The sequence below is a fragment of the Curtobacterium sp. MCPF17_018 genome, assembly GCF_003234135.1.
Taxonomy (GTDB): Bacteria; Actinomycetota; Actinomycetes; order Actinomycetales; family Microbacteriaceae; genus Curtobacterium; species Curtobacterium flaccumfaciens.
Map to the genome: position 1 here is coordinate 1 of NZ_QKSJ01000023.1, position 25,752 is coordinate 25,752.

22 protein-coding genes and 1 tRNA gene are annotated in these 25,752 nt (G+C 72.0%); 18 read left to right on the forward strand and 5 right to left on the reverse strand.

The window, feature by feature from the left end; all coding sequences use genetic code 11:
• Window positions 1-45: 45 nt before the first annotated feature.
• The gene (locus DEJ27_RS16925) at window positions 46-864 is read left to right on the forward strand and encodes an RNA methyltransferase (RefSeq protein ID WP_111091507.1); all 819 of its coding nucleotides are present in this window, start codon (window positions 46-48) and stop codon (window positions 862-864) included.
• On the opposite strand, the gene DEJ27_RS16930 is transcribed toward DEJ27_RS16925, so the two are convergent.
• Both DEJ27_RS16930 and DEJ27_RS17580 read right to left on the reverse strand, forming a co-directional pair.
• Window positions 861-2,465, reverse strand: a complete 1,605-nt coding sequence (locus DEJ27_RS16930; protein WP_111091508.1) for an AtzH-like domain-containing protein — start codon at window positions 2,463-2,465, stop codon at window positions 861-863. The two genes, DEJ27_RS16925 and DEJ27_RS16930, sit on opposite strands and share 4 nt — an antisense overlap.
• The gene (locus DEJ27_RS17580; RefSeq protein ID WP_146244717.1) at window positions 2,462-2,662 is read right to left on the reverse strand and encodes a hypothetical protein; all 201 of its coding nucleotides are present in this window, start codon (window positions 2,660-2,662) and stop codon (window positions 2,462-2,464) included. Before DEJ27_RS17580 ends, DEJ27_RS16930 begins: the two co-directional genes overlap by 4 nt.
• Window positions 2,663-2,882: 220 nt before the next feature.
• Here DEJ27_RS17580 and DEJ27_RS16935 point away from each other — a divergent pair, with 220 nt between their 5' ends.
• Together DEJ27_RS16935 and DEJ27_RS16940 are read left to right on the forward strand one after the other, a co-directional pair.
• On the forward strand, window positions 2,883-4,115 hold the full coding sequence (locus tag DEJ27_RS16935; protein ID WP_111091509.1) for a D-alanyl-D-alanine carboxypeptidase family protein: 1,233 nt from the start codon (window positions 2,883-2,885) through the stop codon (window positions 4,113-4,115).
• A gap of 42 nt (window positions 4,116-4,157) precedes the next feature.
• A complete protein-coding gene (locus tag DEJ27_RS16940) occupies window positions 4,158-5,492 on the forward strand; it encodes a serine hydrolase (RefSeq protein ID WP_181430187.1) in 1,335 nt (444 codons plus the stop codon).
• An 18-nt stretch (window positions 5,493-5,510) separates the two neighbouring features.
• On the opposite strand, the gene DEJ27_RS16945 is transcribed toward DEJ27_RS16940, so the two are convergent.
• On the reverse strand, window positions 5,511-6,305 hold the full coding sequence (locus tag DEJ27_RS16945) for an SGNH/GDSL hydrolase family protein (RefSeq protein WP_110862774.1): 795 nt from the start codon (window positions 6,303-6,305) through the stop codon (window positions 5,511-5,513).
• Between the two features lie 23 nt (window positions 6,306-6,328).
• Between DEJ27_RS16945 and DEJ27_RS16950 the strand changes: the two genes are divergently transcribed.
• The 7 genes from DEJ27_RS16950 (at window position 6,329) to DEJ27_RS16980 (ending at window position 14,441) form a co-directional block, all read left to right on the forward strand.
• A complete protein-coding gene (locus DEJ27_RS16950) occupies window positions 6,329-7,492 on the forward strand; it encodes an acyl-CoA dehydrogenase family protein (RefSeq protein WP_111091511.1) in 1,164 nt (387 codons plus the stop codon).
• Window positions 7,493-7,659: 167 nt separating this feature from the next.
• The gene (gene dinB / locus DEJ27_RS16955) at window positions 7,660-8,904 is read left to right on the forward strand and encodes a DNA polymerase IV (RefSeq protein ID WP_111091512.1); all 1,245 of its coding nucleotides are present in this window, start codon (window positions 7,660-7,662) and stop codon (window positions 8,902-8,904) included.
• 209 nt (window positions 8,905-9,113) lie between these two features.
• Window positions 9,114-10,904: a DEAD/DEAH box helicase gene (locus tag DEJ27_RS16960; RefSeq protein ID WP_110862791.1), complete on the forward strand. Its 1,791-nt coding sequence runs from the start codon at window positions 9,114-9,116 to the stop codon at window positions 10,902-10,904.
• A gap of 7 nt (window positions 10,905-10,911) precedes the next feature.
• Window positions 10,912-11,121 (forward strand): hypothetical protein, encoded by a 210-nt coding sequence (locus DEJ27_RS16965; RefSeq protein ID WP_017887301.1) that lies wholly within the window; start codon window positions 10,912-10,914, stop codon window positions 11,119-11,121.
• A 32-nt stretch (window positions 11,122-11,153) separates the two neighbouring features.
• The gene (locus DEJ27_RS16970; protein WP_110891624.1) at window positions 11,154-12,482 is read left to right on the forward strand and encodes an NAD(P)/FAD-dependent oxidoreductase; all 1,329 of its coding nucleotides are present in this window, start codon (window positions 11,154-11,156) and stop codon (window positions 12,480-12,482) included.
• A gap of 208 nt (window positions 12,483-12,690) precedes the next feature.
• On the forward strand, window positions 12,691-13,830 hold the full coding sequence (locus DEJ27_RS16975) for a zinc-dependent alcohol dehydrogenase (protein ID WP_110862778.1): 1,140 nt from the start codon (window positions 12,691-12,693) through the stop codon (window positions 13,828-13,830).
• Between the two features lie 11 nt (window positions 13,831-13,841).
• Window positions 13,842-14,441: a hypothetical protein gene (locus DEJ27_RS16980; RefSeq protein WP_258370028.1), complete on the forward strand. Its 600-nt coding sequence runs from the start codon at window positions 13,842-13,844 to the stop codon at window positions 14,439-14,441.
• Between the two features lie 351 nt (window positions 14,442-14,792).
• On the opposite strand, the gene DEJ27_RS16985 is transcribed toward DEJ27_RS16980, so the two are convergent.
• Window positions 14,793-14,878, reverse strand: a tRNA-Leu gene (locus DEJ27_RS16985).
• Between the two features lie 161 nt (window positions 14,879-15,039).
• On the opposite strand from DEJ27_RS16985, the gene DEJ27_RS16990 reads away from it, so the two are divergent.
• From DEJ27_RS16990 to mshC, 3 genes are all read left to right on the forward strand, one after another.
• Complete coding sequence (locus DEJ27_RS16990) at window positions 15,040-16,368, forward strand: M20/M25/M40 family metallo-hydrolase (protein WP_110862779.1); 1,329 nt, start codon at window positions 15,040-15,042, stop codon at window positions 16,366-16,368.
• A gap of 63 nt (window positions 16,369-16,431) precedes the next feature.
• Window positions 16,432-17,262, forward strand: coding sequence for an undecaprenyl-diphosphate phosphatase (locus tag DEJ27_RS16995; RefSeq protein ID WP_110862780.1), 831 nt, complete (start codon window positions 16,432-16,434; stop codon window positions 17,260-17,262).
• Window positions 17,259-18,503, forward strand: a complete 1,245-nt coding sequence (mshC, locus tag DEJ27_RS17000) for a cysteine--1-D-myo-inosityl 2-amino-2-deoxy-alpha-D-glucopyranoside ligase (RefSeq protein ID WP_111091513.1) — start codon at window positions 17,259-17,261, stop codon at window positions 18,501-18,503. The genes DEJ27_RS16995 and mshC overlap by 4 nt, the downstream gene beginning before the upstream one ends.
• A 599-nt stretch (window positions 18,504-19,102) precedes the next feature.
• Here the strand turns inward: mshC and DEJ27_RS17005 are convergent.
• Entirely contained in the window at window positions 19,103-20,038 is a 936-nt protein-coding gene (locus tag DEJ27_RS17005; protein WP_111091514.1) for a proteasome assembly chaperone family protein, read from the reverse strand.
• Window positions 20,039-20,185: 147 nt separating this feature from the next.
• Here DEJ27_RS17005 and DEJ27_RS17010 point away from each other — a divergent pair, with 147 nt between their 5' ends.
• The 5 genes from DEJ27_RS17010 (at window position 20,186) to DEJ27_RS17030 (ending at window position 25,164) form a co-directional block, all read left to right on the forward strand.
• On the forward strand, window positions 20,186-20,935 hold the full coding sequence (locus DEJ27_RS17010; protein ID WP_258370029.1) for an HAD family phosphatase: 750 nt from the start codon (window positions 20,186-20,188) through the stop codon (window positions 20,933-20,935).
• Window positions 20,932-22,113, forward strand: coding sequence for a tRNA (adenine-N1)-methyltransferase (locus DEJ27_RS17015; protein ID WP_111091515.1), 1,182 nt, complete (start codon window positions 20,932-20,934; stop codon window positions 22,111-22,113). The genes DEJ27_RS17010 and DEJ27_RS17015 overlap by 4 nt, the downstream gene beginning before the upstream one ends.
• A gap of 42 nt (window positions 22,114-22,155) precedes the next feature.
• Entirely contained in the window at window positions 22,156-23,076 is a 921-nt protein-coding gene (locus DEJ27_RS17020; RefSeq protein ID WP_110862785.1) for an FKBP-type peptidyl-prolyl cis-trans isomerase, read from the forward strand.
• Window positions 23,077-23,147: 71 nt separating this feature from the next.
• Window positions 23,148-24,200: a YafY family protein gene (locus DEJ27_RS17025; RefSeq protein WP_110862786.1), complete on the forward strand. Its 1,053-nt coding sequence runs from the start codon at window positions 23,148-23,150 to the stop codon at window positions 24,198-24,200.
• Window positions 24,193-25,164, forward strand: a complete 972-nt coding sequence (locus DEJ27_RS17030; RefSeq protein ID WP_110862793.1) for a YafY family protein — start codon at window positions 24,193-24,195, stop codon at window positions 25,162-25,164. Before DEJ27_RS17025 ends, DEJ27_RS17030 begins: the two co-directional genes overlap by 8 nt.
• Window positions 25,165-25,752: the final 588 nt, after the last annotated feature.

Genomic DNA, 25,752 nt, shown 5'->3' on the forward strand with positions numbered 1-25,752 from the left:
CGGCGGCCCCACCCCACACCCCCGCACCACACCGAAACGAGCCCAGTGCACCCCGTCCGCATCGACTCCCTCGACGATCCCCGTCTCGACGACTTCGCCCGGCTCACCGACGTGGCGCTCCGCCGGGTCTCGGAGCCCGAGGGCGGCCTGTACATCGCCGAGTCGAACACGGTCATCGAGCGCGCGGTCCGCGCCGGGCACGTGCCGCGGAGCATCCTGGTGCAGGAGAAGTGGCTCGACAGCGTCCTGCCCCTGGTCGCGGAGCACGACGGTCCCGTGTTCGTCGGTGCCGACGCCCTGCTCGAGGAGCTCACCGGCTTCCGCATGCACCGCGGTGCGATCGCCGCGATGCAGCGCCCCGACCTGCCGAGCGTCGCCGACGTGGTGCGGGACGCGAAGGTCGTCGTCGTGCTCGAGGACATCGTCGACCACACGAACGTCGGCGCGGTGTTCCGCAGCGTCGCCGGCCTCGGCGCCGACGCGGTGCTCGTCAGTCCGCGGTGCGCCGACCCGCTGTACCGCCGGAGCGTCCGCGTGAGCATGGGCACGGTCCTGCAGGTGCCGTGGACCCGCATCGGCGACTGGCCCGCCGCGGGCGAGGAACTCCGCGCGCAGGGCTTCCACCTGGCCGCGATGGCGCTGACCGACGAGTCGGTCGACCTCGACGCCTTCGTGGCGGACCTGCCCGACAAGGTCGCGCTCGTGATGGGCACCGAGGGTCAGGGGCTGACGCCGGCCGCGATCGCGTCGGCCGACACGACCGTCCGGATCCCGATGGCCCACGGCGTCGACTCGCTCAACGTCGCCGCGGCGAGCGCCGTGGGTCTGTGGGCGGTCACCCACGCCCGGCGGCTCGCCTCCTAGCACACCACCGAGACGGTCGGGAGGCCCGGGGCGGCCTGGTCGGGCAGCATGCGCCCGGCGCGGATCACCAGGGCACGGTCGGTGGCCGGCCCACCGACCAGGCAGACGCCGACCGGCGCGCCGTCCACGGTCAGCGCCGGCGCGCTCACCGCGGGCAGCCCGCCGACGCTCGCGAGCGCGGTCATCGCCGTCGTGGCGGTCCGGGTTCGCTCGAGCGTCGCGGTGTCCGCGTGGAGCAGTGGTGCGGGTCCGGGCACGGTCGGGAACAGCAGGGTCCGACCGTCCAGGGCACGGCGGATCGTCGCACGGACCTCGTCGAGGCGTGCCACGGCGTCCGCGGTCGCGTCGGGGTCGTTCGCCCGTGCCGCCCGGAACCGGTCACCGACGACGGTGCTCAGGGCGCCGGGGTGCGCGTCGATCCAGGGGCCGTGGGCGGCGAGCGCCTCGGCGGCCTGGACGAGCCGCATCTGCTCCTGCAGCGCTGCTGGGTCCGGGATGCCGAGGTCGCGCAGCCGACCGGTCGCGACGGGTTCGTCGAGCGCCTCGAGGAAGGCGGCGAAGGCCCGGGCGACGGCCGGTTCGACGAGTGTGAGCAGTTCCTCGGGGACGACGAGCACGGTCGGGTCGGGCGCCCCGCCCGGCGCGGACCGTGGCGGGACGGTGGCGTCGAGGGCGGCGAGCAGCACCCCGGGGCTCCGCGTGAGCCACCCGACGGTGTCGAACGACGGCGCGAGCGGGAGCAGCCCGTCGCGGGACACCGTGCCGTGCGTCGTCCGGAGGCCCCAGAGTCCCTGGTACGAGGCGGGGACCCGAAGCGATCCCGCGGTGTCCGTGCCGATCCCGATGTCGGCCATGCCGAGGCCGACGGCCGATGCGGATCCGCTGGACGAGCCTCCGGGCAGTCGGGTGGGAGCCGCGCTGTTCGACGGCGTGCCGTGGTGCGCGTTCCGCCCCGTCAGGTTGTACGCGAACTCGTCGGTGCGCGCGATCCCGCGGATCGAGGCGCCGGCGGCGAGGAACGCGGCGACCGCTGCGGCGGGTGCCGTCCCGACCGGTGCCTCGCGCAGGTACGTCGGGTTGCCCGCGCCGACCGGCTGGCCGGGGACGGCGTAGAGGTCCTTGACGGCGACGGTCAGGCCGTCGAGCGATCCGGAGGCGGTGGGGGCGACGAGCGGGTCGCCGACGGCCCGCCAGACGGAGGTGTCGACGGCCTTGGGTCGGCCGGTGACGTGGGCCGCCTCGATGCGCCAGCGCGGGCCGGCGTCGCCGGCGCCGCCGTCGCGGCGCCAGAGCTGGGTCTGGAGGCCATGCCCACCCGCGGCGAACCGGGACACCGACACGACGAGGGCGCGGTCCTCGGTCAGGGGGCGGACCTCGACGTGCGTCAGCGACCGGGTCGCGACCCCACCCCGCGCCCCGCGGAACGCGCTGATCGCGTCGTGCCCGACGAGCAGGCCACGGTCGTCGCCGCGCATCGTGTCGGGGGAGTCGACGAAGGCGGCGTCGAGCGCGTCGAGGTCGTTCGCCAGCAGGGCGGTCTCGTAGGCGTCGAGCGCCTCGAGCAGTCCGTCGGGTGCCGTCGACGTGTGCCGCGTGGTCATCGGGCGGGCTCCTCGAAGTCGGCCTTGCGGATGCGGGCGTGGACACCGGTGACCAGGTCCACCACCTGGGAGATGTCGAAGTCGGTCGCTGCGGACAGGTACACGGACGCCGGGTGGCGTTCCATGCCCACTCGAACGACGACCGGCGCCCCTCGCTGGTGCTGTGCGAGCGGGCTCAGTGTCCGTCCACGGTGCATGCCCTCGACCGTAGGGCCGGTTGGTCTGCTCGGTCCATCGGTAGGACCATCGTTTACACGGCCGTCACACGCATCGTCGGGACCCGGGACACGGCGGGCGAACGATGGAGCGCTGTCGTCGCGGCCGACTCCGACGGCGCAGCGACCCCGGCTCCGGAACGGCAGCCCGACCAGCCCGTCGCAGCCTCGGCCTCGGAGCGGACCGGTACGCTCGGGTCCCGTGTCACCAGTCGTCCGTCGCCCCCGCTCCGCCGTCCGGAGGCCGGTCACGATCTCGGTGGTCGCCGTCCTGCTCCTCGTCGCCGGCTACCTCGTCGCTGCGGCGGTCGTGCCGTTCGCCCCGGCGAGCGCGCGCACGACCACCTACTCGGCACCCACGACGAGCGTGCCGGACCTGCGGTTCCCCGGCTACGGTGCCACGGCGGTCGAGGCGACCGACTTCCCGGAGAGCCTGCGGACCAGCGGCGAAACGAAGCCCCGGCCGATCGCGAGCATCTCGAAGATCGTCACCGCTCTCGTGGTCCTCGACGCGAAGCCCCTCGAGCGGGGCGAGCCGGGGCCCTCGATCGCCTTCAACCCGGAGATGCAGGGGCTGTACGCCAAGTACGCGGCGGTGAACGGCGAGGTCGCGCCGATGCCACCCGGACTGAAGCTGTCCGAGTACCAGACCCTGCAGGTCATGCTGATGAAGTCGGCGAACAACTACGCCGGGGCCCTCGCCATCTGGGCGTTCGGGTCGCTGGAGGCGTACGACCGTGCCGCGGACGCGTGGCTCGACCGGCAGGGCCTCGACGACACCACGATCGAGGAGCCGACCGGGCTCGACGCGGACAACCGGTCCACCGCGACCGACCTGGTGGCGCTCGGTCAGCTCGCGCTCGCGAATCCGGTCGTGCAGCAGGTCGTCGGGACGAAGCAGGTGACCGTGCCGGGTGCGGGGCAGATCGAGAACTCGAACAAGCTCCTCGGCCTCGACGGCATCGAGGGGATCAAGACCGGCACCCTCGACGAAGCCGGCGCCTGTCTGCTGTTCGCGGCGACGTACGAGCGCGGCGGCAAGGACGTCACCGTCGTCGGCGTGATGCTCGGCGGTGTCGACCACGACTCGCTCGACGTCGACGTGCAGCGGTTGCTGCGGTCCGTGGCGGACAACTTCCAGGTGGTGACGCTCACCCACCAGGGGCAGACCTTCGGCACCTTCTCGACCCCGTGGCACGACGAGGCCGACGCGGTCACGACGAAGGCGGCCGAGGTGCTCGTGTGGGGCAAGACCACCGTCACCGCGAAGGCGAAGCTGCAGCAGGTGACCTTCGGCACGAAGGGCGAGCGGGTCGGGCAGGTCCGGTTCCGGATCTCCGACCACGACCCGGTCACGGTGCCGCTCGTGCTCGAGCGCACGATCGACGACCCCGGCGTCTGGTGGCGCTGGACGAACCCGTTCCAGGGGGCGTGACGCCCGTCGGCCACCGACCGTAGAGTCGGTCGGGTGACGACGATGACGACGTTCCCCCGGACCACCCCCGCCGCCCTCGGCATCGATCCCGGCGGCGTGACCGCCCTGCTCGACGCCCTCGAGTCCACGCCCGACGTCGAGCCGCACAGCATCATGTTGCTCCGGCACGGCCAGGTGGCGGCCGAGGGCTGGTGGCAGCCCTACGCCGCCGATCGCGTGCACCTGCTCTACTCGTTGAGCAAGAGCTTCACCGCGGCCGGGGTCGGCATCGCCGTCAGGGCGGGCTTGATCGACCTCGACGCCACCGTGCTGTCGTACTTCCCGGAGCTCGACACCGACGTCACCGACGAACGCAGCCGCCGCATCCGCGTCCGGCACCTGCTCGCGATGGCGAGCGGTCACCGCGAGGAGACGATCGACCGCGCCGAGGCCCTCGACCCGACGAACACGGTGCGCGGGTTCCTGCTGCTCCCGCCGGACGAGGAGCCCGGCACGGTCTTCGCCTACAACCAGCCGTGCACGTACACCCTCGCCGAGATCGTCCGGCGGGTGACCGGCGGTTCCCTCGTCGCCTGGCTCCGCCCGCACCTGCTCGACCCGCTCGACATCGACGACCTCGCCTGGCGCCGCGACGACACCGGGGCGGAGCTCGGGTACAGCGGGTGCTACGCCCCGACGGAGGCGGTCGCCAAGCTCGGCCAGCTGTACCTGCAGGGCGGCGTCTGGGACGGCGAGCGGATCCTCGACGCCGACTGGGTCGAGCAGGCGACCAGCGCGCAGGTCGCCAACCCGGACGAAGCCAACCCCGACTGGTCGCAGGGCTACGGCTTCCAGTTCTGGATGGCCTGCCACGGCTTCCGCGGCGACGGCGCCTACGGTCAGTTCTGCGTCGTCCTGCCGGAGCAGGACGTCGTGCTCGCGATGACCGGCCAGAGCCTCGACATGCAGGCCGTCCTCGACGCGGTCTGGCAGCACCTGCTGCCCGCCGTCGACCGCGCGTCCGACGCGGCCTCGGCATCCGCCCTGGAGGCCCGGCTCGCCGCCCTGGGACTGCCCGCCGTGGACGGTGGTGGGCTGCAGGGCCTCGCCGACGTCGGTCCGCTGGCCCGCGACGGCGACGGGTGGCGACTCACGCTCGACGTCGACGGCGGTTCGCTGTCGGTGCCGGTCGGGCAGGGGGAGTGGGCCGTCGAGGGCCCACTCGCCGCGAGCGGTGCCGTCGCGGACGACGGGACGGTCCGTGTCGACGTGCGGTTCGTCGAGACCCCGCACCTCGCGCACGTCCGGGTCGACCCCACCACGGGATCGACGACGACGAGCTGGCAGACCGAGCCGCTGCACGACGGACCGCTCACGCTGCGGCGCCCCGCCGGCTGAGGGCCCGCGGCTCCGCGCCTACGGGGTGTCGGAGGGGTGCTCGGTGACGATCCGCAGTTCGGGTCGCTTCGCCGACACCCCGTCGCCGGACGAGGTGTGCTTGATGCGCCGGACCACCCACGGCACCAGGTACTCCCTGGCCCAGCCGAGGTCCTCGGCGCGGGCCTCACGCCACGGCCGAGCTTCGAGGGGGTCCGGGTTGAACGGTTCGAGCCCGTGCGGCACGCCGAGGGTGTCGAGCACCGCCGCGGCGATCGTCGAGTGGCCCATCGGGGAGTGGTGCAGGCGGTCCGGAGCCCACATCCGCGGGTCCCGGAGCACCCGGAGTGCCCACGTGTTCGCCACCAGGGCGCCGTGCTTCAGGGCGATGGCGTGCAGGTTCTCGTTGTAGATCGCCGTCTTGCCGCGGACCATGCCGAGCACCGGGGTCATCCCGACGTCCGGGCCGGTGAACAGCACGACGGTGGCTCCGTCGCGGCGCAGGTCGGCGACGAGCCGGTCCACGCGCTCGGCGAGCTCGTCCGGGTCCGAGCCGGGGCGGATGATGTCGTTGCCGCCGGCGGACACCGTGATGAGGTCCGGGTGCAGGGCGAGGGCGGCCTCGGCCTGCTCGTCGATGATCTGCTGCAGCAGCCGCCCGCGGATCGCGAGGTTCGCGTAGGCGAAGTCGTCGGTCTGGTGAGCGAGCACCTCGGCGACGCGGTCCGCCCAGCCACGGTTGCCGCCCGGGACGGTGGGGTCGGGATCCCCGATCCCCTCGGTGAACGAGTCACCGATCGCGACGTACCTGGTCCAAGGATGACGATCTGACACGTTCCGGACCCTAGTCTCGTGGCATGACGAAGGCCAACACGGACGCCGTCGGCTGGTCGGTGCCGGACGAGCTGCTCGACCGCATCGCCGAGCGCGCCCCCGGCTACGACGCCGCGAACGCGTTCTGCACCGAGGACCTCGACGAGCTCCGCGCCGCCGGTTACCTGCGGATCGGCGTCCCCGTCGAGCAGGGCGGGGCGGGCCTCGGCCTCCGTGGCACCGCGCGGGTGCAGCGCACCCTCGCCCAGGCCGCGCCGGCGACGGCACTCGGCCTCGGCATGCACCAGGTGTGGGTGCAGGCGGCGCGGGCCGTGCGTGCGCGAGGCGAGTCGTTCCTCCAGGCAGTCACCGACCACGCTGCGGACGACCACCTGCTCGCCTTCGGGGTGAGCGAACCCGGCAACGACGCCGTGCTGTTCGACTCGTCGACGGCGGCGGAGCCGGACGGCGACGGCGGGTACCGGTTCACCGGCACGAAGGTGTTCACGTCCCTCGCACCGGCGTGGGACGTCATGAGCGTCTTCGGCAAGGACACCTCGGGGCCGGAGCCACGGCTCGTGCACGGGTTCGTCCTGCGGTCGGACGGCGACGTCGAGCACCTGGACGACTGGGACACGCTCGGGATGCGTGCGACGCAGAGCCGCACCACGAAGCTGCACGGCGTGCACGTCCCCGCCGACCGCATGGTCCGGTCGCTGCCGGTCGGGCCGAACCAGGACCCGCTCGTGTTCGGGATCTTCGCGTCGTTCGAGCTCCTCATCGCCTCGGTGTACGCCGGGGTCGCGGAGCGGGCGATCGCGCTCGCGACGGCCGCCGTGGCGGGTCGCACCGCGGCCGACGGCACCCCGCGGTCGCAGGACCCCGACGTGCGCCGGGCGATCGCCGACCTGCGCGGTGCGGTCGACGCGATCACGCTGCAGGTCGACTCGCTGGCGCGGTCGGTCGACGAGCTCGACGACCTCGGAGCCCGCTGGTTCCCGCTGCTCGTCGGCACGAAGGCGCGCGCGGTGGACACCGCGCAGCACGTTGTGGACGAGGCCATGCGCGTGGTCGGCGGCTCGGCGTTCCGGTCGTCGAGCGAGCTGGCGCGGCTGGCGCGTGACGTCCGGGCGGGGCAGTACCACCCGTCGTCGCGGGACTCCGCGGCGCGGACGATCGCCGCGTCGGTGCTCGGCCCGCTCAGCTGAGCGCGGCGCTCGCACGGTGCGAGGCACTGCGCTCCGGGGCACTCCGGTGCGAGGTTCCGCACGTGGTGGCACCCGCGCCCCCTCGCACCACGTCCGGACCCTCGCACCGTCCGATCGCGACCGGCCACGGGCGCGGCGATGTCGGCGGCGCCTGGCATCATCTCGGTGTGAGCAAGCAGGACGGACGGAACCGCCTCGTCTCCGACGCACCGGTGGACGACGTCTCGGCGACCGTGCTGCACGTCGACATGGACGCCTTCTTCGCCTCCGTCGAACTGCTCGACCGCCCCGACCTCGTGGGCCTGCCGGTCATCGTCGGGCACGACTCCGACCGCTCCGTCGTCACCGCCGCCACCTACGAAGCCCGTCGCTACGGCGTGAACTCGGCGATGCCGATGGCCGTCGCCAAGCGCCGCTGCCCGAACGCCGTCATCGTCGAACCGCACTTCGAGAAGTACCGGGCGCAGTCCGCCGCGGTGATGGCGATCTTCGACCGGTTCACCCCGAGGGTCGAGCGCCTCGGCATCGACGAAGCGTTCCTCGACGTCGCCGGCGCCCTCCGGCTGTACGGCACGCCGTGGCAGATCGGCCAGGCGATCCGCCGCACGGTCTTCGCCGAGACCGGCCTGCACTGCTCTGTGGGTGCAGCGTCGACCAAGTTCGTCGCGAAGCTCGCCTCCAGCCGGTCGAAGCCCGACGGTCTGCTCGTGGTGCCCGCCGCCGACACCGTCGCGTTCCTGCACCCGCAGCCGGTGTCCGCGCTCTGGGGCGTCGGCGGCAAGACGCAGGAGACGCTCGAACGCCGGGGAATCCGCACGGTCGGCGACCTGGCGAACACCCCGCTCGGGTCGCTGGTGTCGGCACTCGGCCCGGCCGGTGGGCAGCGGCTGCACGACCTGTCGTGGGGTCGCGACCCCCGCGTGGTCGACACCGGCGTCGGCGAGAAGTCGATCGGGCACGAGGTCACGTTCGGCCGCGACCTGACCGAGCGCGACGACGTCGCACGAGAGCTCCTGCGCCTGGCCGACAAGGTCGCCGTCCGCCTGCGCCAGGCCGACGTGCAGGCCCGGACCGTGGCTCTCAAGGTCCGCTACACCGACTTCAGCACCCTGACCCGGTCGCGCACCCTGGCGGAGCCCACCGACGTCGCGAAGCGCCTGCACCGCGAAGCCGTCGAGCTGTACGACGTCCTGCACCGACCGGGCAACCAGATCCGGTTGATCGGGGTCCGTGGCGAGAACCTCGTGCCCGCGGCCGCGAGCAACGCCCTGTGGGACGACGACGCGCCGTGGCGTGACACCGAGACCACGGTCGACGCGGTCGCCGCACGCTTCGGCGCCGGCGTGCTGCGACCGGCATCCCTGGTCCGCCGGACCCCTGACGGCGGCGTCCCGCACGCTCGGCAGGACTGACGGTGGCGGTAGAATCGGGTTCAGTGAGCGCAGCGGAGTACGAAGACCAGCAGCCCGCCACGCTGTGGGCGGAGTCGGGTGACGACCAGTCCGGCGCAGGCGGATCGTCGTCGACGCACGACGGCACCCAGGCGCACGAAACGGCGCAGGCGCACCAGACGGCGCAGGCGCACGGTGACGCCGCCCGTGACGAAGCCGACGCCGCGGCCCTGGCCGAAGCGGCCGGCAACTCGGCCGTCCAGCACCTGTCGCCGGCGTTCCCGGACCGGGCCGCCTGGGGCACGGCATCGAAGCTCCGCGCCTGGCAGATCGAAGCGCTCACGAAGTACTTCGAGAAGGAACCTCGCGACTTCCTCACGGCGGCGACCCCCGGCGCCGGCAAGACCACCTTCGCGCTGCGGCTGGCGACCGAGCTCCTCGCCCGCGGCACCGTCGACCGCATCGTCGTCGTGGCCCCGACCGAGCACCTGAAGCGCCAGTGGGCCGACTCCGCCGACCGTGTGGGCATCCGGATCGACCCGATGTTCAAGAACGGCGATGGCATGTTCGGCCGGCACTACCAGGGCGTCGCGATCACGTACGCCCAGGTCGGCATGAACCCCGAGGTGCACAAGCGCATCACCGAGGGCGGCCGCACCCTGGTCGTCCTCGACGAGGTCCACCACGGTGGCGACGCCCTGACGTGGGGCGACGGCATCAGGGAGGCGTTCTCCGGCGCCACGCGTCGGCTCTCGCTGTCGGGGACCCCCTTCCGGTCCGACACCGCACCGATCCCGTTCGTGCAGTACGCCCCCGACGAGCAGGGCATCCGTACCTCGATCTCCGACTACAACTACGGCTACGGCCGGGCGCTGAAGGACGGCGTCGTCCGCCCGGTGCTGTTCATGGCCTACGCCGGACAGATGCGCTGGAAGACCCGGATGGGCGACGAGATGTCGGCCTCCCTGGGGGAACAGGTCACGAAGGACATCACGGCCCAGGCCTGGCGCACCGCGCTGTCACCCGAGGGCGAGTGGATGCCGGCCGTGCTCTCGGCTGCCGACAAGCGCCTGACCGAGGTCCGTCGTGGTGTGCCCGACGCCGGCGGTCTGGTCATCGCCACGGACACCACCACGGCGCGCGCCTACGCCCGGATCCTGCAGCAGATCACGGGGGAGCGTCCCACCGTGGTGCTGTCCGACGAAGCCGCCGGGTCGAGCCGCATCAGCGCGTTCGCCGACGACACCTCCCGCTGGATGGTGGCCGTCCGCATGGTCTCCGAGGGCGTCGACGTCCCACGGCTCTGCGTCGGCGTGTACGCCACGAGTGCGAGCACGCCGCTGTTCTTCGCCCAGGTGATCGGCCGCTTCGTGCGTGCCCGTCGCCGTGGTGAGACCGCGAGCGTCTTCCTGCCGAGCGTTCCCGGGCTGATGGCCCTCGCCGCCACCCTCGAGCTCGAGCGCGACCACGCCCTCGACCGCCCGAAGGACGCCGACGACGGCATGTACAACCCCGAAGACGCGATGGTCGCCGAGGCCAACAAGGAAGACCGCGCGTCCGAGAGCCTGCTCGAGGTCCAGCCGTTCGAGGCGCTCGACTCGCAGGCGTCCTTCGACCGCGTCCTCTACGACGGCGGTGAGTTCGGCACCGGCGGCGAGGTCGGTTCCCTCGAGGAGCTCGACTTCATCGGCATCCCCGGGCTGCTCGAACCCGACCAGGTGCGCGACCTCCTCCGCGCCCGGCAGGCGACCCAGGCCAAGCGCTCCAAGGGCCGCACGGCCAAGGACGGCCTGCCGAAGGCGCCCGAGCCCGATCGCCCGATGTACATGACGATCAAGGAGCAGCGCACCGAGCTCGCCCGGCTCGTGTCGATCTGGTCCCGGCACTCGAACGAGCCGCACGGTGCGATCCACGCCGAACTCCGGCGGATCAGCGGTGGCCCGGCCGTGGCGCAGGCGAGCATCGAGCAGATCCAGAAACGCATCGACGTCCTGCGCTCCCGCATCGGCGGACGACGGTGACCGCGGCGTGATCGAGCCGGTCGACGACCGCACCTGGTACGTCAAGCGCGACCCCGAGGCGTCACCCGAGGCGATCATCGACCGCTTCGGCGGCGGCTACCGACTCCGCCGCTTCTCGCTCACCGAGTCCCGCCGCACCCCGCACGGGGTGTTCACGGGGCCCGAACTGGCCGAGACCGCGTGGTGGCGGCTCCGCGACAGGCCGCGGAACTCATGACGCGCCAAGCCAAAGTCCGGTAGACCGGAGGAATGGCAGACTCGATCCCTCACGTCCTCGTCCTCGGCGGCGGCTCCGCTGGCTACACCACGGTCAAGCAGCTCCAGAAGCACGCGGCCACGGTGCCCATGCGCATCACGCTGGTGGACCAGAACACGTACTACACGTACCTGCCGTTCCTGCCCGAGGTCGCCGGTGGTCACATCGCGCCGAAGGACGTCACCGTCGAGCTGCGCCGTGCACTGCGCAAGACCCGGGTGATCCAGGGCAAGGTCACCGCGATCTCCTCGGCCGACAAGACCGTCTCGATCGCGACCGCCGGCGGCGACGACCGCACCCTCGGCTACGACCACCTCGTCGTCGCCCTCGGTTCCGTCACCCGCACCTTCCCGACCCCCGGGCTCGAGGAGTACGGCGTCGGCTTCAAGAGCGTCGAAGAGGCCGCCTACGTGCGCGCCAAGCTCCTCGACAACATCGCGAAGGCCGCTGCCACCCGCGACGAGGACGAGCGTCGACGTCTGCTGACCAGCGTCTTCGTCGGCGGTGGCTACACCGGCGTCGAGGCGATCGGTGAGCTGTTCGACGTGTCGCAGGCCGCCATCAAGACCTACCCGTCGCTCGCCGGCGAGCAGCCCCGATGGGTGCTCATCGATGCCCTCGACCGCGTCGCGCCCGAGGTCGGCCCGGAGCTGTCCAAGTGGACGCTCGAGTCGCTCCGTGCCCGTGGCATCGACGTCCGCCTGAAGACCACCATGCCGAGCGCCGAGGGCGGTGTCGTCAAGTTCTCCGACGGCGACGAGTTCGCCACCGGTCTGCTCGTCTGGACCGCGGGCGTCAAGCCGAACCCGCTCCTCGACGCCTCCGACCTGCCGCGCGGGCCGAAGGGCCACCTCGCCGCGAACGCGAAGCTCCAGGTCGAGGCCGAGGACACCCACCAGGTCGTCGAGGGCGTCTGGGGCCTCGGAGACGTCGCGCAGGTGCCCGACCTGACCGCCGACAAGCAGCCGGCGTTCTACCCGCCGAACGCGCAGAACGCCGTGCGCCAGGCCGTGGTCGCCGCCGACAACATCGTCGCGACCATCACCGGCAAGCCCCTCGAGGAGTACCGCCACCCCTCCATCGGCACCGTCGCGTCGTACGGTGTCGGCAAGGGTGCCGCGAACATCAAGGGCATCAAGATGACCAACCTGTTCGCGTGGCTCGCGCACCGCGCGTACCACGTGTACGCGATGCCGACCCTGAACCGGAAGGCCCGCATCATCATCGGCTGGATCACCGGTGCCGTGTCGGGTCGCGACGCGACCTCCCTCATCAAGGAGACCGATCCCCGACGCAACTTCGTCGAGGCGTCGAAGAGCTAGGAGAACGAACGCGGCATCAGGCCGCAACGTCGTCGAGGCGTCGAAGAGCGAGACGCCCCCACGGATCGGCCGGGAGGCGCGGTGCCAGCTGGCACCGCGCCTCCCGTCCGTCTGTGCGGACGACCACCGCCTGTCCGCCATCTGCAGACCTGGGTCCGTTCCAACGTGCCCCGCGCCAGCGTGGACGTGCCGAACGAGAGGAGCGCCCATGCGCGCCATGACCTACCGCGGGCCCTACCGGGTCCGCGTCGAGGAGAAGCCGGACCCCCGGATCGAGCATCCGAACGACGCGGTGATCCGCGTCGAGCGGGCGGCGATCTGCGGATCCGACCTGCACCTGTACCACGGCATGATGCCCGACACCCGCGTCGGACACACGTTCGGCCACGAGTTCATCGGCGTCGTCGAGCAGGTCGGGTCGTCGGTGGAGACACTGAGCGTGGGGGACCGCGTGATGGTCCCGTTCCACATCTCGTGCGGGACCTGCTGGTTCTGCGCCCGCGGCCTGTTCACGAACTGCCACAACGTGAACCCGAACGCCACGGCGGTCGGCGGGATCTTCGGGTACTCGCACACCACCGGCGGCTACGACGGCGGGCAGGCGGAGCGTGTCCGGGTGCCGTTCGCCGACGTCGGTCCGCAGGTGATCCCGGAATGGCTCGACGACGACGACGCCCTGATGATGACCGACGCCCTGGGCACCGGGTACTTCGGCGCCCAGCTGGCGTCGATCCGCGAGGGCGACACCGTCGTCGTGCTCGGCGCCGGACCGATCGGGCTCTACGCCGCCAAGTCCGCCTGGCTGATGGGTGCCGGGCGGGTCATCGTCGTCGACCAGTTCGAGTACCGCCTCGAGAAGGCTCGGACGTTCGCGCACGCCGAGACGATCAACTTCGCCGAGGTCGACGACGTCGTGCTCGAGATGAAGAAGCAGACCGACTTCCTCGGCGCGGACAGCGTGATCGATGCCGTCGGTGCCGAAGCCGACGGCAGCTTCGTGCAGCAGGTCACCGCCACCAAGTTCAAGCTGCAGGGCGGGTCGCCGGTCGCGCTGAACTGGGCGATCGACGGCGTGCGCAAGGGCGGCACGGTGTCCGCGATGGGCGCCTACGGCCCGATCCCGAACCTGGTGAAGTTCGGCGACGCCATGAACAAGGGCGTCACGATCCACATGAACCAGGCGCCCGTGAAGCGGCAGTGGCCCCGTCTGCTCGAGCACATCCAGGCCGGACACCTGAAGCCGAGCGACATCATCACGCACCGCATCCCGCTCGAGCACATCGCCGAGGGGTACCACCTGTTCTCGTCGAAGCTCGACGACTGCATCAAGACCGTCATCGTCCCGTGAAGGAGCACACCGTGCCCGACAACGCCGCGCCCGATCACACCCCGTACATCGCCGATCCGCCCCGTCGGGTGCCCTCGGCCGAGGAACTCCGCGCCCGCATCCCGGGGTGGGGGAGCGACCTCGACCTCGCGGACCGTCCCTCGGTGCCGAAGCTCTCGCGCGAGGCCGGTTCGGCCACCGGTGCCCACTGGGACCTCCCGCCGCAGCAGGACGGTGCGCACGGCCGGGAGCGCTCGATCGAGCACGCCCACGTGACGCCGGTGTTCGGCACCGCGCAGCCCCTGCACGGGGTCGCCGGGATCGTCCGGCGGTACGCCTACCGGCGGTTCAGCGAGGGGCGTCTGGCGCACTGGATGCTGCTCGTCGTCGGGGACCGCCTGGACGTCGCGACGCACCGGGTGACCGATGCATTCAGGGGTCGGCCGGACCGGGTGATCAGCGAGACCGGCGTCGCGGCGGAACGTGGGAACCGCCCTGTTGCGTCGCGCCTGGGGTCGAGTCGGCGGGACTGGCGGCACCAGGTGCTCGACCCGGTGGTCGCGAACTGGGGTTGGCTGGCGGCGCTCGGTGCCGTCGTGCTGGTGGTGCGGCGGGTGCGCCGCTCGCGGTGACCGCGCAGGCCGCCGGGCTTGCAGCCTGGTGCGGCGTTGCCCACTCGGTGCGACCTTGTTCCGTCACACGGAGTGCACAACCTCGCACCGGCCTGCGACGTGTGCACGCTCCGGACTGGAGGCGCGTGGCGGCCCCGCCCCGCGCCTCCCGTCCGGACGGGCCTGCGTGCAGAGCCACTCCTGCCCCTGCCTCGATCGCCCTGAGCGCAGCGAAGTGGCGCGCGGTTCGCCCTGAGCGCAGCGAAGTGGTGCCCGAGGCGGTGACGCCCTGAGCGCAGCGATGGCGGCACTCGCCGAGAAGACACAACAGAAAATGCCCCCCGACCGAAAGGTCGGGGGGCATGCATTCTGTGTCCGAGAGGGGACTTGAACCCCTACGCCCTAATACGGGCACTAGCACCTCAAGCTAGCGCGTCTACCAATTCCGCCACCCGGACAGGGTGTCTGGTGTCTGATTCCCGGGTTGAACCCGGCGTTCCTGCCGAGAGAAGACACTAGCACGGGTCTGAACGCGCGATGAACACGGTCGCGCATCCCGGGCGAGTCCTGCGTGTCGGGACTCGGCGACGGGGTCGGTGCCGACCGATACCGTGGAGCCATGACGAACCCGGAGCCCTCCGAGCCGCAGTCCGTGCCCGAGCTCGAGGCCACCGCGGCGATCGCCCGCGACCTCATCCGCATCGACACGACGAACTGGGGCGAGGGGAAGTCCCGTGGGGAGACCGAGGCGGCCCACTACGTCGAGGACAAGCTCCGCGCCCTGGGTCTCGAGCCGCAGTTGTTCGAGTCCGAGCCGGACCGGGTGAGCGTCGTGGCACGGGTACCCGGCCGGAACCGTGACAAGCCGGCGCTCGTGGTGCACGGGCACCTCGACGTCGTGCCGGCCGACCCGGCGAACTGGTCGGTCGACCCGTTCGGTGGTGTGGTCAAGGACGGATCGCTGTGGGGTCGCGGCGCCGTCGACATGAAGAACATGGACGCGATGATGCTCACGTCGCTGGCCGACGTCATCGAGCAGCACGGTGCGCCGGAGCGTGACCTGGTGATCGCGTACTTCGCCGACGAAGAGGCCGGGGGAGTCCTGGGGTCCCACCACGTGGTCGACCAGCACCCCGAGGTCTTCGCGGGGGCGTCGGCGGCGATCAGCGAGGTCGGCGGGTACTCGATCACGCTCGGTGACCGTCGCGCCTACCTGCTGCAGACCGGCGAGAAGGCGCTCATGTGGGTGAAGCTGATCGCGCGCGGCACCGCCGCCCACGGCTCGCACGTGATCCGCGACAACGCCGTCACGAAGCTCGCGGCGGCGGTCGCCCGGATCGGCAGCGAGGAGTGGCCCGTCCGGCTCTCGGCCACGACGGACGCGATGGTCGCCGAGGTGGCGCGGTTCCTCGGGGTCGACCCGACGGTCACCGGCCCGGACGAGGTCGCGCTGGCCACCGGCTCGGCGTCGCGGTTCATCCACGCCGCGCTGCACACCACGTCGAACCCGACGGTGCTGACCGCCGGCTACAAGCACAACGTGATCCCGGACACCGCCGAGGCCCTGGTCGACATCCGCTGCCTGCCGGGTGACGAGGAGACCGTGCTCGAGCGGGTGCGGGAGCTCGCCGGACCCGACGTCGAGGTGGTCATGTCGTTCCGCGACATCGGCCTCGAGCAGGACTTCGGCGGCCCGCTGGTCGACGCCGTCCGCGACGTCCTCGGCCGGCACGACCCGGGCGCACCTGTCCTGCCGTACCTGCTGTCCGGCGGCACCGACAACAAGGCGCTCTCGACGCTCGGCATCGCGGGGTACGGGTTCGTGCCGCTCCAGCTGCCGGCCGGTGTCGACTTCCCCGCGATGTTCCACGGCGTGGACGAGCGGGTGCCGCTCGACTCGCTGGCGTTCGGTCGGCGGGTGCTGGGCGACCTGCTCGCCACGTACTGATATTGTTCATGGTCGCCGTCGTGGCGGTGCCCTGACCGACCTCCCCCCTGAAAGGCCCGTGCGATGCACATCCTCGAGGCGATCTTCCTCGGCTTCGTCCAGGGGCTCACCGAGTTCCTGCCGGTGTCCTCCAGCGCGCACCTGCGCATCGTGGGGCTCTTCCTGCCCGACGCGAAGGACCCCGGTGCGGCCTTCACCGCGGTGACGCAGCTCGGCACCGAGACCGCGGTGCTCATCTACTTCTGGAAGGACATCACCCGGATCGTCGGGCGGTGGTTCCGGTCGGTGGTCAAGCGTGACGTGCCGAAGGGCGACCCCGACGTCCGCCTCGGCTGGCTGGTGATCCTCGGCACGATCCCGATCGGGGTGGCCGGGCTCCTGCTCAAGGACTCGATCGAGACCACGTTCCGGTCCCTCTGGATCGTCGCGGTCGTCCTCATCGTGTTCGGTGTCGTGCTCGGGGTGCTCGACCGTGTCGGCCGCAAGGAGCGACGCATCGAGCAGATGACGTTCCGCGGTGGGCTGCTCATCGGCCTGGCGCAGATGCTCGCCCTGGTGCCCGGTGTGTCCCGTTCCGGCGCGACCGTGTCGATGGGTCTCGCCCTCGGGTACACCCGGCCGGCGGCCGCGCGCTTCGCGTTCCTGCTGGCGATCCCGGCGGTGTTCCTGTCCGGCTTCTACGAGGCCGCGACGAGCCTCGGCGACCACGGCTCACCGTTCGGACTCGCCGACACGCTCATCGCCACCGTCGTCGCGTTCGTGGTCGGGTTCGTCGTGATCGCGGCGTTCATGAACTACATCAGCAAGCGCAGCTTCATGCCCTTCGTCGTCTACCGGATCGCACTCGGTATCGTGCTCATCGTGTTGTTGTCGCTCGGAGTGATCCAGCCGTGAGGGCCTGGCAGGCCCCATCCGTCCCCGACGTCCCCGGCGCCGCGCCCCGACCGGTCGTCCACGACACCGCAACGGGCAAGCCGGTGGACCCCGTCCGCGACGAGGACCGCGCTGCGCTGTACGTCTGCGGCATCACGCCGTACGACGCCACGCACCTCGGCCACGCGGCGACCTACCTGGCGTTCGACACGCTCGGCCGCGCCTGGCGTGACGCGGGCCTCGACGTCGAGTACGCGCAGAACGTCACCGACGTGGACGACCCGCTGCTCGAGCGTGCCGCCCGCGACGGCGTCGACTGGCGCGCCCTGGCGGCCGAGCAGGTCGACCTGTTCCGCCGCGACATGGAGTCGCTGCGGATCCTGCCGCCGGACGACTTCGTGGCCGTCACCGACGAGGTCGAGCGCGTCGCCGAGGCCGTCTCGTTCCTGCAGGAGACCGGCTACGCGTACGAGGTCCCGACCGACGGCGCCGAGGGCGACGACCTGTACTTCGACGTGAACCGCCCCACCGACGCGTGGACCCTCGGTGACGAGAGCGGCCTGGACCGCGAGACGATGCTCGCCCTCGCTGCCGAACGCGGCGGCGACCCGGAACGTCCGGGCAAGCGTGATCCGCTCGACCCGCTGCTGTGGCGCGCCGCGCGTGACGGTGAGCCGGCCTGGGACACCGAGATCGGCCCCGGTCGCCCCGGCTGGCACATCGAGTGCAGCGTCATCGCCGGTGATCGCCTCGGGCTGCCGATCAGCGTGCAGGGCGGCGGGAGCGACCTCGTCTTCCCGCACCACGAGATGAGCGCCGGGCACGCTGCTGCCCTCGCGCACCAGCCCCTCGCGAACGCGTTCGTGCACACCGGGATGATCGCCTACCAGGGGACGAAGATCTCGAAGTCGCTCGGCAACCTCGTCACCGTGCGCGGGCTGCTCGACGACGGCGCCGACCCCCGGGCCATCCGGCTCGCGCTGCTGTCGCACAAGTACTCCGACGACTGGGAGTGGTTCGACACCGAGCTGACGAGCGCCCAGACCCGGCTCGCCGGCTGGGATGCCTGGGCCTCCGGAGCCACAGCCGGGCACGCCGACGACGCAGCGGACGTCGCGGCGCGCATCCGCGCGCGGGTCTCCGACGACCTGGACACCCCGGGCGCCGTCGCGGCGGTCGACACGGCGATCGCGGGTGGCACGGCGTGCACGCCGGAGCTCCTCGACCTGATCGACGCGCTGCTCGGCATCCGCCTGGCCTGACCTCGGCTCACCGGCCGTCGCGTCGGTGCCGGAGGTGATCGGGGTGTCGTGACCTTGCGTGGCGGCGGACGGGAGGCCCGTCGCGGGCCCGACCCGTGCCTCCCGTCCGCCGAGTGGTCGCGACACGTCGCGTGTGCGCTGCCGAGGGGTCAGGAACTGTCGTCCGGGCGGGCCGCAACCGACAGTTCGCGACCACTCGGCGGAGGAGAGCGGGGTGTCGTGACCGCACGCGTCCGCCGGGCGGGAGGCCCGTGGCGGGCCAGCCCTGTGCCTCCCGTCCGCCAGGTGGTCGCGACACGTCGCGTGTGCGCTGCCGAGGGGTCAGGAACAGTCGCCCGGGAGGGCCGCAACCGACGATTCGTGACCACTCGGCGGAGGTGAGCGGGCTGTTGTGACCGCACGCCCCCGCCGGGCGGGAGGCCCGTGGCGGGCCAGCCCCGTGCCTCCCGTACGCCGAGCGGTCGCGACACGTCGCGTGTGCGCTGCCGAGGGGTCAGGAACTGTCGTCCGGGCGGGCCGCAACCGACAGTTCGTGACCACTCGGCGGAGGTGAGCGGGCTGTTGTGACCGCACCCCTCCCGACCGTCAGGGGGTGACGGCTACTGCTGCGGCGGCTGCTGGGGCCGCCACGGCCCCTCGCCACCGGCGGTGCCGCCGTCCTTGCCGTCCTTGCGCTCACGGCGACGGAGGTACTGCTCGAACTCCTGCGCGATGGCGTCGCCCGACGCCTCGGGGGAGTCGACCGTGTCGCGCGCCTGCTCGAGCTGCCCGATGTAGGACGCCATGTCCTCGTCATCGGCGGCGAGGGCGTCGATCCCCTCTTCCCACTCGGTGGCGTCGTCGAGCAGCGACCCGCGCGGCACCGTGACGTCCGTGAGCTCCTCGATCTTGTCGAGCAGCGAGAGCGTGGCCTTCGGCGAGGGCGAGTTGTGCACGTAGTGCGGCACCGACGCCCACAGGGACAGCGTGGTCAGCCCGGCCTTGTCCATCGCGTCGGCGAGGACCCCGAGGATGCCGGTCGGGCCCTCGTACGACGAGCGGTCGACGTCGAAGGCGGCGCGGACCCCGGCGTTCTCGCTCGACACGAAGACCGAGATCGGTCGGGTGTGCGGGACGTCGGCGAGCATGGCCCCGACGAAGACGACGGCATCGATCGAGTAGACGTCCGCCAGGTCGATAATCTCCGAGCAGAAGCCCCGCCAGGTGCGCGAGGGTTCCGGGCCGACGAGCACGAAGACGTCACGGTCGGTGGGGGAGCCGGTGGCGCCGATGACGGGACGACCCTCGGCACCGGGGCCGTACAGCACGATCCGGGGCCACTGCACGCCGCGGTCGCCGTTGTCGTCGGTGCCGACGGTGGGCCGGTTGAACTGGAAGTCGACGTACCGCTCGCCGTCGAGCTCGCGCAGCTCGTCGAGCCCGAGCGACTCGACGATGCGACGCGCCAGACCGCTCGCGGCCTCGCCGGCGTCGTTCCAGCCCTCGAAGGCGACGACGAGCAAGCGACCGTCGCTGAAGGGGGAGTGCTGTGGCACGGAGCGGACCTCCTGGTGGTGGAGCGGAGCGGGGCGGGAGCGATGCCCCCGGCCGGACACGATTCAGGCATCCACTGTAGGCCCAGGGGGTGTCAGCGCACGCGCGCGTCCGCGCCCAGCGGAACGGCCCCGGTAGACTCGTCGCCCGTGACCGCGCATCCTCCTGCCCTCGTCCCGCCCGCAGCCGTGCTGTGGGACATGGACGGCACGATCATCGACACCGAGCCGATCTGGCAGCGGTCCCAGGTCGACCTGACGACCCGGTACGGCGCCGAGTGGACGGAAGCGGACGGCCTGTCCCTGGTGGGCAGCGGTCTCGAGCGCTCCGGTGAGCTCCTGCGTGCCAGGGGCGTCGACATGGAGGTCGAGGAGATCATCCAGTGGATGACCGACTACGTGATGGAGCACCTGCGCGCCGGTGAACTGCCCTGGCGGCCGGGTGCCCGTGAACTCGTCGAGGAGCTCCACGCCCGCGGCATCCCGACCGCCCTGGTCACGATGTCCCGTCGCAAGATGGCGCTCGTCGCCGCCGAGGCCCTGGGCGAGCGTGGCTTCCGCGTCGTCGTGGCCGGCGACGACGTCGACCGCCCGAAGCCGTTCCCGGACGCGTACCTGTCCGCCGCAGCGCAGCTCGGCGTCGAGCCCACCGCGTGCGTCGCGATCGAGGACTCCGCGACCGGCGTCGCGTCGGCCGTCGCCTCCGGCGCCGTCACGGTCGCCGTCGAGCACATCGTCCCGCTGTCCGAGATCGCCGGCGGCGACGTGCACCTGACCACCCTGGCGGGGGTCGACGTCGACCGGCTGGTCGAGTTGACGACGCCGGCACTGGCCGCACGGACTGGAGGCGCGGTGCCGGACCCGGCGCACGCTGCGGACACCGAAGGGGTCACCCGATGAGCCACACCGACGACGCACGCGACGAGGCGCACGCGAGCCGCGCCTCCGCTCCGACCGCGGACCCGACCGCAGCGCTCCCGCACACCGCGGGCGGCGCACCGCACACGCCGCCGCGCGGCCCGTTCCGGGCCGGCGACCGCGTGCAGCTGACCGGTCCGAAGGGCAAGCTCACCACGCTGTCGCTCGAGACCGCGGGTGAGTACCACACGCACCGCGGGGTGCTCCGGCACGACGACGTCATCGGCCAGCCCGACGGCTCGGTCATCCGGGCGAGCACCGGTGACGAGTACCTCGCGCTCCGTCCGCTGCTCAACGACTACGTGATGTCGATGCCGCGTGGTGCCGCGATCGTCTACCCGAAGGACGCCGCGCAGATCGTGGCCTTCGCGGACGTCTTCCCCGGTGCTCGCGTGGTCGAGGCCGGGGTCGGCTCGGGGGCGCTGTCGCTGTTCCTGCTCCGTGCGATCGGCCCGACCGGGCAGCTGCAGTCGTTCGAGCGCCGCGAGGAGTTCGCGGCCATCGCGAAGGGCAACGTCGGCACGTTCCTCGGAGCCGTCCCGGACAACTGGTCCGTCACCGTCGGTGACCTGGTCGAGTCGCTGCCCGACGCGACCGAGCCGCAGAGCGTCGACCGCGTCGTGCTCGACATGCTCGCGCCGTGGGAGTGCGTGGACGCCGCAGCCGACGCCCTCGTGCCCGGCGGACTCATCGTCTGCTACGTCGCGACCGTCACGCAGCTGTCGCGCACGGCCGAGGCCCTGCGCGACACCGGACGCTTCACCGACCCGATGCCGAGCGAGACCCTGGTGCGCACCTGGCACGTCGAGGGCCTCGCCGTCCGCCCGGACCACCGCATGGTCGGGCACACCGGGTTCCTCATCACGGCACGACGCCTCGCCGACGGGACGGTGCTGCCGAACCTGAAGCGCCGCGCGGGCAAGGCGGAGTTCTCGGACGAGGACATCGAGGCCTGGACCCCCGGCGCCGTGGGCGAGCGGGCGACGAGCGACAAGAAGCTCCGCAAGGTTGCTCGGCAGTCGGCGGCGCAGGCGCGCAAGGTCGCGGCGGCCGAGGCGTCGTCGGCGGCGGTGGATGGTGCTGCGGAACCGTCCGGGTCCGCTGCGGCACCGTCGGGTGCCGCTGCGGCTCCGTCCGGGGCCGTCGAGGACGAACGGTAGGCTGACGGCGTGCCCGTCCTGCATCGAACGGAAAGAGGGTCCGTGCGCACCATCCCCGCACTCCTGGTCACCATCGGTCTCGCGGTGTCCCTCACCGCCTGTGCCTCCAACGGTGCCGGCACCACGCCCTCGAGCTGTGCCGCTCCCGGCGCCGCGTCCGAAGCGGTGACCGCCACCGGCAAGTTCGGCTCGGAGCCGAAGGTCAGCGTGCCGAAGGGCCTGACCACCAAGGGCACCCAGGTGTCCGTGCTGAAGCAGGGCAGCGGTCGCACGATCGACGACGGCACCCCCGTCCTGGTCGAGTACACCCTGGTCGACGGCTCCACGGGCGAGGTCGCCCAGACGAGCGGCTACTCGGGCCAGACGGCACCGATCACCGCCGGTGCGAGCAATTACGGGGCCCTCGGTGCTTCGCTGCAGTGCGCCCACGTCGGCGATCGACTGGCGGTGGCCCTGCCGAAGAGCGCCCTGAGCGGCACCGACGGCACCGGTGGCAGCTCCTCGTCGAAGAAGACCGAGGACGCCGTGATCGCCGTCATCGACGTCAAGCGCGCGTTCGACGCCCGCGCCACCGGTACCCCGCAGCTCGCCGGCGACAAGATGCCGGCCGTCGTGCTCGCGCCGTCCGGAGCCCCCGGCATCACGATCCCGTCGTGGAGCGCCCCGAAGTCGAACGAGACCCACCTGCTCCGCAAGGGCGACGGTCGCGAGCTCACCGCCAAGGACACCGCGGTCATCAAGTACACCGCCGTCACCTGGGGTGCCGACCCGTCCGTCGCCGGCTCCAGCTGGACCGACGGTTCCGGCGCGCAGGCCATCCCGCTCACCAAGGGCCAGGTCGACGAGGGCGTCCGGACCGCGATCGTCGGGCACCACGTCGGCGACCAGGTCCTGGCCATCGTCAACCAGCAGGGGACCGCGTACGCGTACGTGATCGACGTGCTCGGGGCGATCTCGAACTGACCCGGTCCGACCGTCCACGGACCACGGCGCGGGTGCACTGCGGTGCACCCGCGCTGCCGTAGGATCGGCTCGTGCCAGCGACCCGTGTGCCCCGTGTGCCCGCCGAGGAGCGGCTGTTCAGCCTCGTGCTCGCGCTGCTCTCGACGGAGTCCGGGCTGACCAAGGCCGAGATCCTGGCCAACGTGCAGGGGTACCGGCAGCGGTTCTCGCCCGGCGGCGACAACGCCTCGCTCGAGCGCCAGTTCGAACGCGACAAGGACGACGTCCGCGAGCTCGGCATCCCCCTCGAGACCATCGAGACCCCGGGTGCCGCGGGCAACAACCAGACGCTCCGGTACCGGATCCCGAAGGGCGAGTACGACCTGCCGGTCGACGTCCGCTTCACCCCGGACGAATCCGCGTTGCTCTCCCTGGCCGCGATGGCCTGGCGCGAAGGCGCCCTGTCCGCCGACTCGCGCCGTGGCCTGCTGAAGGTCCGCTCGGCCGGTGCCGAGGACGACGACGGTGCCCTGCAGCTCGGGGTCGACGCGTACGCTCCGCGGCTCCGCGCCCGGGATGCCTCCTTCGAGCCGCTCCGTTCCGCGCTCGACCGCGGTGCAGCCGTGCGCTTCGACTACATCACGCCGGGGCAGCACGACGCGCGTCGGCGCGAAGCGGCTCCACTCGCTCTGGTGCAGCACGGCGGCCGGTGGATGCTCGCCGCCCACGAGTTCGCGACGGACTCGGACAAGAACTACCTGCTGTCCCGCATCGTCGGGCCGGTCACCCAGTACGAGGTCGGGCAGCACACCGCTCCCGTCGGCGCGGGGGAGCGCACCCTCGCCGAACTCGAGCGGATCTGGGCCGAGCGCACCGCGCGCATCGCCGTGACGCCGGGTTCCGACGCCGAACGCCGACTGACCCGTCGCCGCGACACCGAGACCGACGCCGACGGCGCGCTCGTGCTGCACCACGTCGACCCGCAGATCCTCGCCGAGGAACTCGCCGCCTTCGGGCCCGAGGTCCGGGTGCTCGAGCCCGACGACCTGCGGGCACGGGTCGACGAGCGCCTCCGTGCACTCGTGCGCGACCACACCGACGACGACGGTGCCGCAGCCCCCGGAGAGGACCCCGTTCGTGGCTGACGCCCAACCCCTGCAGGCGCAGGACAAGCTCGCGTTCCTGCTCGCCCTGGTGCCGTACCTGATCGACCGCGAGCGGGTCTCGGTGGCCGAGGCCGCTCGGCACTTCGGTGTGCCCGAGGCCCGCATCCGGCGTGCCGTCGAACTCATCGCGGTGTCCGGGGTGCCCGGCGAGACGATGCAGTACCAGCACGGCGACCTGTTCGACATCGCGTGGGACGACTTCGACCAGAACGACATGATCGTGCTGACCAACCTGGTGGCGATCGACGACTCACCGCGTCTGTCGGCTCGTGAAGCCTCGGCGCTCATCGCCGGCCTGCAGTACCTGTCCGCGCTGCCCGAGGCCGCCGACCGTGACGCCATCCGTGCGCTCATGGCCAAGCTGTCCCGCGGTGCCGGGGGAGCGGCGTCGACCGTCGCCGTCGGGCAGGACCTGCACGACGTCGCCCTCGCCACCATCCGCCGGGCGATGTCCGACGGCCGGGGCCTGGTCTTCGAGTACGCCGGACCGCGCACCCAGGGCGGCACCCGACGGGTCGACCCGCTCCGGGTCGAATCCATCGACACCGACTGGTACCTCCGCGCGTGGGACCTCGACCGGCAGGCGCTCCGGACGTTCCGGCTCGACCGGATGTCGGAGGCGCGCGTCGACGACCGCCCGGCCGAGAAGACGATCGACCAGGTCGTGATCCCGGACACGCTGTTCCAGCAGGCCGCCGACGACGTCATCGTCACGGTGGAACTCGACTCGACGTCGCTGCCCCTGGTCGCCGACTTCCTGTCCGACACCGCCGACGCGCCCGACGATGACGGGCGTGTGCGCATCCGGCTCGCGGCGTCGCACGGGTTCGACGGCGTGGTCCGGCTCGTCGCCGGGTTGCCGGGTCGTGCCGTGGTGCTCGACCCGCCCGCGGCCCGTGACGCCGTGCGCGACTTCGCGGCCGCTGCCCTCGCCGCGGGCTGAGGTCTGCCGCTGCGGCCCGTTCGAGCGCTGCACGTTCCGCCCATGTACGCCCGTTCGCGCACGGTGGACCTCGGGTACCTGGTCGTTCCGGCGTACCCGATGTGTTGATCCGACGAGGTATGCACGATCTCGCCAGGTATGCCCGATCTCGCGAGGTACGCCCGATCTTGCCAGGTACGCCCGATCCCGCACGGTGGACTTCGGGTACCTGGTCGTTCCGGGCGTACCTGGTTTGTTGATCCGACCAGGTACACCCGATCTCGCCAGGTGTGCCCGATCGTGCCAGGTACGCCCGCTCGCGCACGGTGGACTTCGGGTGCCTGGTCGTTCCGGGCGTACCTGGTGTGTTGATCGGACCAGGTGTGCCCGATCTCGCCAAGTACGCCCGATCGTGCCAGGTACGCCCGATCCCGCACGGTGGACCTCGGGTACCTGGTCGTTCCGGGCGTACCTGGTGTGTTGATCCGACCAGGTACGCCCGATCTCGCCAGGTGTGCCCGATCGTGCCAGGTACGCCCGCTCGCGCACGGTGGACTTCGGGTGCCTGGTCGTTCCGGGCGTACCTGGTGTGTTGATCGGACCAGGTGT